This window comes from Streptomyces sp. NPDC059917, from assembly GCF_042730635.1.
GTDB lineage: Bacteria > Actinomycetota > Actinomycetes > Streptomycetales > Streptomycetaceae > Streptomyces.
The window spans coordinates 35007-43360 of record NZ_JBHWLC010000067.1 but is presented as its reverse complement, the minus strand read 5'-3'; the positions used below and the strand labels follow the sequence as shown (position 1 = coordinate 43360).

The 8354-nt window shown below is 75.8% G+C and carries 7 protein-coding genes; 4 read left to right on the top strand and 3 right to left on the bottom strand.

The annotated features are described in order from the left end of the window. Window positions 1–153: 153 nt before the first annotated feature. Entirely contained in the window at window positions 154–969 is an 816-nt protein-coding gene (locus tag ACFWAR_RS30470) for an Fpg/Nei family DNA glycosylase (protein ID WP_385783967.1), read from the top strand. A 36-nt stretch (window positions 970–1005) separates the two neighbouring features. On the opposite strand, the gene ACFWAR_RS30465 is transcribed toward ACFWAR_RS30470, so the two are convergent. Further along, window positions 1006–2241 (bottom strand): GNAT family N-acetyltransferase, encoded by a 1236-nt coding sequence (locus ACFWAR_RS30465; RefSeq protein WP_385783964.1) that lies wholly within the window; start codon window positions 2239–2241, stop codon window positions 1006–1008. 132 nt (window positions 2242–2373) lie between these two features. Between ACFWAR_RS30465 and ACFWAR_RS30460 the strand changes: the two genes are divergently transcribed. The 3 genes from ACFWAR_RS30460 to ACFWAR_RS30450 all read left to right on the top strand — a co-directional run bounded on the left by ACFWAR_RS30460 (window position 2374) and on the right by ACFWAR_RS30450 (window position 6979). After that, a complete protein-coding gene (locus ACFWAR_RS30460) occupies window positions 2374–3501 on the top strand; it encodes a PP2C family protein-serine/threonine phosphatase (RefSeq protein ID WP_385783961.1) in 1128 nt (375 codons plus the stop codon). 131 nt (window positions 3502–3632) lie between these two features. Beyond that, a complete protein-coding gene (locus ACFWAR_RS30455; protein ID WP_385783958.1) occupies window positions 3633–4544 on the top strand; it encodes an ABC transporter ATP-binding protein in 912 nt (303 codons plus the stop codon). Beyond that, window positions 4544–6979 (top strand): FtsX-like permease family protein, encoded by a 2436-nt coding sequence (locus ACFWAR_RS30450; protein ID WP_385783955.1) that lies wholly within the window; start codon window positions 4544–4546, stop codon window positions 6977–6979. The genes ACFWAR_RS30455 and ACFWAR_RS30450 overlap by 1 nt, the downstream gene beginning before the upstream one ends. Here the strand turns inward: ACFWAR_RS30450 and ACFWAR_RS30445 are convergent. Both ACFWAR_RS30445 and ACFWAR_RS30440 read right to left on the bottom strand, forming a co-directional pair. Next, a complete protein-coding gene (locus ACFWAR_RS30445; RefSeq protein ID WP_385783969.1) occupies window positions 6976–7578 on the bottom strand; it encodes an AAA family ATPase in 603 nt (200 codons plus the stop codon). The two genes, ACFWAR_RS30450 and ACFWAR_RS30445, sit on opposite strands and share 4 nt — an antisense overlap. After that, entirely contained in the window at window positions 7575–8150 is a 576-nt protein-coding gene (locus ACFWAR_RS30440) for a DUF4232 domain-containing protein (protein WP_385783951.1), read from the bottom strand. The genes ACFWAR_RS30445 and ACFWAR_RS30440 overlap by 4 nt, the downstream gene beginning before the upstream one ends. Between the last annotated feature and the right edge of the window lie 204 nt (window positions 8151–8354).

The window sequence follows — 8354 nt, the reverse complement described above, 5'->3', positions numbered from 1 at the left end:
GTTTTTTTTTTTTAATACTCGCCCCCCCCCCCCCCCGGCCCCCCCCCCCTGGGCGCCTCCCCCGCCCCCGGCCGCCCCCCCCGGGGGCCCCCGCGGCCGGTTTTTCGTTTCCGAGCCGGTCTTTCTTCCGATTTCCCGCCGAGGAGTACCGCCGTGCCCGAGGGGCATACGATCCACCGCCTCGCCCAGGACCACGCCGAGCGCTTCGCCGGTCGGGCCCTGCGCGTCAGCAGCCCCCAGGGCCGCTTCGCCGAGAGCGCGGCCCTGCTGGACGGCCGGGAGCTCGACACCGCCGAGGCCCACGGCAAGCACCTCTTCCTCGGCTTCGACGGCCCCGCCGGGGACTGGGTCCACATCCACCTCGGCCTCTTCGGCAAGTACGGCTTCGGCCCTGTCCCCGCCCCGCCCGCCACCGACACCGTGCGCCTGCGCCTGGTCGGCCACGAGCAGTACGCCGACCTGCGCGGCCCCACCACCTGCGCGCTGATCACCGGCGCCGAGAAGCACGCGATACACGAGCGCCTCGGCCCCGACCCGCTGCGCCCCGCCGACGACCCCGACCGGGCCTGGGCGCGGATCTCCCGCTCCCGCACCACGATCGCCGCCCTCCTCATGGACCAGAAGGTCGTGGCCGGCGTCGGCAACGTCTACCGCGCCGAGGTCCTCTTCCGGCACGGCATCGACCCCTACCGGCCCGGCCGGGACCTGACGCGCACCGAATGGGACGCGATCTGGAGCGACCTGGCCGCCCTGATGCGCGAGGGCGTCCGGCTGAACCGCATCGACACCGTCCGCCCGGAGCACACCCCCGAGGCCATGGGCCGCCCGCCGCGCGTGGACGACCACGGCGGCGAGGTCTACGTCTACCGGCGCGCCCACCTGCCCTGCCTGTTGTGCGGGGGCGAGATCCGCACCGCCGACCTCGCCGCCCGCAACCTCTTCTGGTGCCCGGGCTGCCAGCCGGGCTGAGGGGGCTGTCTCAGCCCCGCCCGGGGGCACCTCCCACTAGAAGCCGTGCGGCAGCCACGGCGCCAGGTCCGAGGCGAAGGCCCGCGAGGCCTCCGCCAGGGCGCCCGCCCGCAGCTCGGTGACCCGGCCCGCGCCCGCCAGCGACGTCAGCGTGACCCCGCCCAGGTAGGCCGAGCCCAGCTCGGCCACCGACAGGGCCAGCTCCGCCGGATCCGCGGTCCGCACGCAGCTCGCCCCCTTCGCGTCCCCGGTCAGCCGCCAGCGCCCCGCGTTCCAGGGGCAGAAGGCGTCCTCCACCTCCAGGACCACGTCCAGCGGCGCCCCGTACGTCCGGGCCTCCAGCGCCGCCCCGAGGTCCACCAGCCGCACGTGCATCGCGTCGCGGGTGCGCGGCTTCGCCCGGCGCACGTCACTGACCAGGTGCAGCAGCGGATCATCCACCGGCCGCTTGGTCGCCCGTACCGTCCAGGTCAGGTCGATCCCGAAGACGTACGCCCACAGCGCGCCGTACGCCGCCGGGTCCAGCGCGTCGAGGTCCTGGACCTCGACCACACCGGCCGAACCGCTCAGCTCCCACTCCGGACGCACCCGGTAGCGGGCGTAGCCCACCACCTTCCCGTCCGTCCCCCGCTCCGCCAGCACGCACTTCAGCGGGGACCGCCCCGAGCGCCCCGACGGCGGGTCGAGCAGCGCCTGGCGCTCCCAGCCCGGCTGCCGGGCCGTCATCCCGGGCCGCCGCGGCACCAGCTCCGCGTACACCGCCTCGCACGCGGCCAGCCCCCGCTCCGGATCCACCAGTCGCATCCGGACGTCGTCCGCTCCCGGCGGCAGCCGGAGCCCGACCCGGCTCGTATCGATGTCCACGGCCAGCGAGTACACCCCGGTGCCGTAGCCGAAGCGCCCGTAGATGGCCGGATCCGACGCCGTCAGCACGGCGACCGGTTCGCCACCCGCACGGACGTCGTCGAGTTGCCGCCGCATGAGGGCGGTCAGCAGCCCCCGGCGCCGGTGCGTCGGCGTCACGCCGACCATGGTCACGCCCGCCGCGGGCACCAGCGCCCCGCCGGGCACCGTCACCCGGAAGGTGAAGGCACCGGCCGAGGCCACGCAGGTACCGTCGTCCCACACCCCCAGTGAGCGCTCGACCTCGGTCAGTGACCTGTACAGTTCACGCTCTTCCTCCGCTTCCGGCACGCCCCCGAACGCCAGTTCCAGGTGGTCGTACCAGCCGTCCCATTCTTCGGGTCGCAATACCCGTGTCTCATGAGCCATAGGGCCATGCCTACCAGGGCGATCCATCCCGGTCGACCCGATTTGGTCCTGAAATCAGCGTGCGGTCGGGGGGTACCCCTGCGCGCTCACAGTCAGGATGGATAGGGTCCCGAAGCAATGGGCGGAGCACGGATGGAGACCCTGACGGCACGGCTGCGGAAGAGTTCGCACCGGGTCCGCACGGCCCTGCGCAAATCGGCCGTGGACTACTTCCGGGGCGACGCCTCGGACTGGCTCGCCTTCGGCGGCCTGATCCTGACCGTACCCGCGATCACCTGGGGCACGCTGCTCCTGCCCGTCTGGTTCTCCCCGTCGGCCCTCGTCCTGCCCATCGTCGCGGGCGGCCTGCTGCTGCGCCCCGCCAGCCTGCTCGCCCTCTACGCCGCCTCCGCGACCGCGCTGATCGTCGAGGCCCTGGTCCTCGGCCCCTACACCGAAGGGCCCGCCCGGGTCACCCCCGGCACCATCCTCGTCGTCGCCGCCTGCGGCTTCTTCGGCCTGGTCATCGCCCAGTTCCGCAGCCGCGTCGGCGTGCCCTGGAGACGCGGCGGCACCATGCTCTTCGACCTGCGCGAACGCATCCGGGTCCAGAGCAAGCTGCCCGACCTGCCGCGCGGCTGGCACCGCGAGATGGCCCTGCGCCCGGCGGGCGGCCAGTCCTTCTCCGGCGACTTCGTCGTGGCGGCCCGCACCAACGGCGGCCGCACCCTCGAAGTCGTCCTCACCGACGTCTCCGGCAAGGGCATGGACGCGGGCTCCCGCGCCCTGCTCCTCTCCGGCGCCTTCGGCGGACTGCTCGGCTCGCTGCCCCCGCCCGACTTCCTGCCCGCCGCCAACGGCTACCTGCTGCGCCAGGACTGGGACGAGGGCTTCGCCACCTCCATCCACCTCGTCCTCGACCTGGAGACCGGGGACTACGACCTGCTCTCGGCCGGTCACCTGCCCGCCCTCCAACTGTCCGCGGGCACCGGCCGCTGGCAGGAGAAGAGCGGCGAGGGACCGCTCCTCGGCGTCTACGACGGGGCCGACTTCGTGGCCGCCCACGGCAACCTCCAGCGCGGCGACGTCCTGATGCTCTTCACCGACGGACTCGTCGAGACCGCCGACCGGGACATCAGCGAGGGCATCGACCGGCTCACCGGCGAAGCCGACCGCTACGTCGCCTCCGGCTGGGAGGGCGCGACCTGGCACCTGATCGAGAAGGTCGCCAAGGACGTCAACGACGACCGCGCCCTGCTGCTCATCCGACGCTCCCTCTGACCCCCGGCGGCGGCCCCGTGGTGGGGTTTGCCCCACCCCCGACCGGCCCGTTCCCACCATGGCCGGGGCCCCCGCCCGATCCGTAGCGTCGAGGTCACGAGCAGGACGGCAGACGCGGAAGGCGGCACATCATGGGGTTCGGGCGCGGCAAGCGGCAAAGAGAACGGCAGCTGCGCGGCAGCGGGCCCGCCGGACGCGGCGGAAACGACGGGTGGGACGTGTCCGACGCGGGCCCCGGCCCCGGGCCGTACGCCGCCACCGCGGCCGCCGCCGTCCAGCTGAGCGACGTACGCCGGTCCTACGGGCGCGGCGCGACCGCCGTCCAGGCCCTGCGCGGCATCGACCTCACGCTCCCGCGCGGCAGCTTCACCGCCGTCATGGGCCCCTCCGGCTCCGGCAAGTCCACCTTCCTGCAGTGCGCCGCCGGACTGGACCACCCCAGCTCCGGCTCCGTCCGCCTCGGCGGCACCGAGATCACCGGCATGAACGAGAACCAGCTCACCGAGCTGCGCCGCAGCCGCCTCGGCTTCATCTTCCAGGCCTTCAACCTGCTGCCCTCGCTCACCGTCGAGCAGAACGTCCTGCTCCCGCTGCGCCTCGCGGGCGGCCGGGCCGCATCCGGCGGCGCCGCCCGCGCCGCCACCCTCCTCGCCCAGGTCGGCCTGGAGGGCAAGGGCCACCGCCGCCCCGGCGAACTCTCCGGCGGCCAGCAGCAGCGCGTGGCCATCGCCCGGGCCCTGGTCACCCGCCCCGACGTGATCTTCGCCGACGAGCCCACCGGCGCCCTGGACACCACCACCGCGGCCGAGGTCCTCGCGCTGCTGCGGGGCGCGGTGGACAGCCTCGGCGCGACCGTGGTCATGGTCACCCACGACCCGGCCGCCGCCGCCCACGCCGACCAGGTGCTCTTCCTCGCCGACGGCCTGATAGCGGACCGGCTGCCGCGCAGCCCCGCCCCGGTCGTCGCCGCCCGGATGGCCGCGCTCACCGCTCGCGGGGCCGCCCGCCCCAGCGCCGCCGCGTACGCGGGAGCAGCTGCCTGATGTTCCGTCCGTCCCGTTCCAACGGCCTCGCGCGGGCCGCCGTGCGCGCCCGCCCCGCCGCCTTCGTGGGCACTTTCCTCGCCCTCCTGATGACCGTCGCCATCGTCTCCGCCTGCGGCATCCTGCTGGAGACCGGCCTGCGCGCCGCCGTCCCGCCCACCCGGTACGCGGGCGCCCCCGTCGTCATCGCCGCCGACCAGCAGGTCCGCATGACCGCCGGACGCGGGGAGGACGCCGAACAGCTCGCCGTCCCGGTCCCGGAAGCGGCCCGGGTGGACGCCGGGCTGCTGGCGGAGCTCGCGCCGCTGGGTCGGGCCGTGCCCGACGTGTCCTTCCCCGTACGCTCCGACGCCGGGCCGATGACCGCGTCCGGCTGGGGCTCCGCGGCCTTCACCGGCACCCGGCTCGGCACCGGCCGCGCCCCCGGCCCCGGCGAGGTCGTCCTCGGCGGCCCGGCCACCGGCGGCGCCGAGCGGATCACCCTCGACACCCCGGCGGGGAAGCGGGAATTCCGGGTGTCCGGGCGTACGGACGCCCCCGGCGCCTGGTTCGCCGACGACCAGGCCCGCGCCCTCTCCGGCCACCCCGGGGCCCTGGACGCCATCGCGCTCCTGCCCGCGCCCGGCGCCGACCCCGCGGCCGTGGCCGAGCGGGCCCGCGCCGCCGTCGGCGCCCGGGCCCACGTCCTGACCGGCGACGACCGCGTCCTGGACGCCCGCCTCGCCGGCGCCAAGGAACTGCTGATCGCCCTCGGCGCCTCCTTCGGCGGCACCGCGACCTTGGTCGCCGTCTTCACCGCCGCCGCGGCCATCGCGCTCTGCGTCGGCCAACGCTCCCGCGAGTACGCCCTGCTGCGCGCCGTCGGCGCCACCCCGCGCCAGATCCGCCGCTCCGTCGCCACCGAGGCGCTCCTCGTCGCCCCCCTCGCCGGCGTCCTGGGCTGCCTGCCCGGCATCGCGCTGGCGCACTGGTGGTTCGGGCAGCTCCAGGACAAGGGCGCGATCCCGGCCCCCGTCGAGCTCGCCGTCTCCTGGATCCCGCTGGTCAGCGCCATCGGCACCGGCCTCGTCACCGCCCTCCTCGCCGGCTGGGCCGCCGCCCGCCGCCCCGCCCGCATCCGGCCCGGCGCCGCCCTCGCCGAAGCCGCCGTGGAACGCCTGCGCCCCGGCTGGATCCGCACCGCGTTCGGCATCGCCGCCGTCGCGGGCGGATTCACCTGCGCGGGCCTGGCCTCCGGCGGCTCCGTGAGCGCAGCGGCCGCCGCCGGACCCGGCGTCGTCATGCTCTTCATGCTCGCCGTGGCCCTGCTCGGACCGCTGATCGCCCGCGGCTGCGCCACGGTCCTCGGCCTCCCGCTGCGCGCCACCGGCCCGGCCGGGGCCCTCGCCGCCGCCAACTCCCGCACCAACGCCCGGAGGCTGGCCTCCGCCCTCACCCCCATCGTGCTGGCCGTCGCCTTCTCCTCCACCCTGGTCTTCCTCCAGACCAGCGCGGACCGGGCCACCGGCCACCAGCAGGCCGCGGGACTCCTGGCCGACCACATCGTCAGCGCACCGGCCGGATCCGGCCTCCCCTCCGACGCCGCGGCCCGCGCGGCCGCCCTCCCCGGCGTCAGCGCGGCCGTCCCCGTCAGCCGCACCTCCGTCCTCGTGCCCGTCGGCTCCGGCAGCGGCGCCCAACTGCGCAGCGCCTCCGCCCAGGTCACCGGCGGCGACCTCACCCCCGTACAGGACCTCGGCGTGCGCGCGGGCTCCCTCGGCGCGCTCCGCGCCGGCACCGTCGCCGTCGACCGGAGCCTCGCCGAAGCCGTCGGGGTGCGCCCGGGCGACCGGATGGAGCTGCGGCTGCCCGACGGCGTCCGGGCCGCCCCCGAGGTCGTCGCCGTCTACGAACGGGGCCTCGGCTTCGGCGAGATCACCCTCCCCGCCGCCGACCTCGCCGCGCACCGCACCGCACCCGCAGCCACCGAACTCCTCGTCCGCGGCGCCTCGCCCGGCCTCGCGGACCTCGGCGGCACGCTCACCGACAAGAGCGGCTGGGCCACCGCCCAGGACACGGACCGGCAGCTGAACGCCTGGGCCAACACCGTCATGGCGGCCGTACTCGGCGGCTTCGCGGCCCTCGCCGCCGCCAACACCCTCGCCATGACCGTCCTGGACCGGCGCCGCGAGCTGACCCTGCTGCGCCTCGTCGGCTCCACCCGCCGCCAGGTGCTCCGCATGATCCGCTGGGAGGCCCTCCTGGTCGCCGGCGCGGGCCTGACCCTCGGCTCCGCCATCGCCGCCGCCACCCTGATCCCGATGACGAAGGCCCTCACTGGCGAGGCCCCCTACGTCCCGCCGCTGGTCTACGGCTCCTTCGCCGCCGGAGCCCTCCTCCTCGCCCTCCTGGCCACGTCCCTCCCGGCCCGCCATGCCCTGCGGAGGACGGCCTAGTCGAAGCGGATGTGGCGCACGCCGACGAGCGTGCGCCGCAGCCGTGCGCGCAACGGGCCGTCGGTGTTCGGGGTCAGCGCCAGGCCCGCGCTCGAGGCGATCCGGTCCGCGACCCCGGACACCGGCAGCCGGTCCGTCCACAGGTGCTCCGCGAACTCCGGTGCGCGCAGGGCCTCCAGGGCTCCGTCGAGGCGGGAGACGGCGAAGCTCTCGCGCTTCAACCCGCGGCCGAGGCCGCGTTCGCGCAGCCGCCGCAGGACCGTCGCGCGGTCGGCCAGGAGGGCGAAGTGCCGTACGTCGTGGCCGCGTTCGCGCAGCAGGCCGACCGTCTCGGCGAAGTAGCGCGGCTCGGTGACGGTCATCGGGACCAGCACCGTCCCCGGCTGCCGGCCCGCGGCCAGGTCCAGCACCTCGAAGACGCCCCGGCGCCAGGCGGGCAGGTCCTGGAAGTCCCCGCGGAGCGCGGGCGGCAGCGTGCGGTGCAACCCGAAGCCGATGTGCTCGGGATCGCACAGCACGCTGCCGGGCAACCGGTGCAGCAGTTCGTGCGCCGTCTGCGTCTTCCCGCCGCCGAAGGGGCCGTTCAGCCAGACGATCACGGCGCGGTCCGCGCGCCCTGCCACGGGCCGATGCCCAGCTTCCCGGTGGTCCCGAGGTCGAGGGGCTCCACGAGCTTCAGCCGGAGCGCGGGGGCGCCCGGCCGCGGCACCACCTCGACGTAGCGCCCGTCGACCGTGGTCCCGTCGGTGACCGTGTTCCGCCAGAGCAGCGGGAAGCTCGCGGCCTCCCCGGGCATGAGGACCACGGGCTGCGGGGGCTGGTCCATGCCGGTCACGCCGGTGGTGATCCCGGCGGAACCGTGCACCACCGAGACCTCTGCCTGCCGGGCGTCCGCGTCGAGCACCCGTACCTCCGGGAAGCCCTCCAAGCGGTACGGCGCGGCGGCGCAGTTGACCAGCTCCAGCCGCCCGACCCGCAACCCCATCGCGGCGTCGCCCTGCCCCTCGACGATCCGGACACCGCCCTCCGGGCAGGCCTGCGCCTCCACCCGCGGCGCCCGCCCGGTCGCCCCGGGCGCCGCCGCCGGAGCCGGCGGCGTCTCACACCCGACGAGCCCTCCCGCCAACAGGGCGGCAACAACAACCGCCCGCCCCGACCGAGCCTTCCCCACCAAACGCTCCACCATCCCGCGACCCTACGCCGCACCGACCACCCACCCCGCACCAATCCCGCCGATAGGCGCACGACCGCGGCACCAACCCAGCCCCGCCGACGTTTGAGGCGCCCCCGGTGGGCCGATGTCCTCGGCGTCGGGTCGAGTCCCGCACCCCTTCCAGCCTCGCCGGCGTTTGAGGCGCCCGCGGAGGGTCGATGT

Excerpts from the sequence above, each read along its gene's own strand:
- ACFWAR_RS30465 (WP_385783964.1), bottom strand. The coding sequence starts at position 2,241 with ATGGCTCATGAGACACGGGTATTGCGACCCGAAGAATGGGACGGCTGG.
- ACFWAR_RS30460 (WP_385783961.1), top strand. The coding sequence starts at position 2,374 with ATGGAGACCCTGACGGCACGGCTGCGGAAGAGTTCGCACCGGGTCCGC.
- ACFWAR_RS30450 (WP_385783955.1), top strand. The coding sequence starts at position 4,544 with ATGTTCCGTCCGTCCCGTTCCAACGGCCTCGCGCGGGCCGCCGTGCGC.
- ACFWAR_RS30455 (WP_385783958.1), top strand. The coding sequence starts at position 3,633 with ATGGGGTTCGGGCGCGGCAAGCGGCAAAGAGAACGGCAGCTGCGCGGC.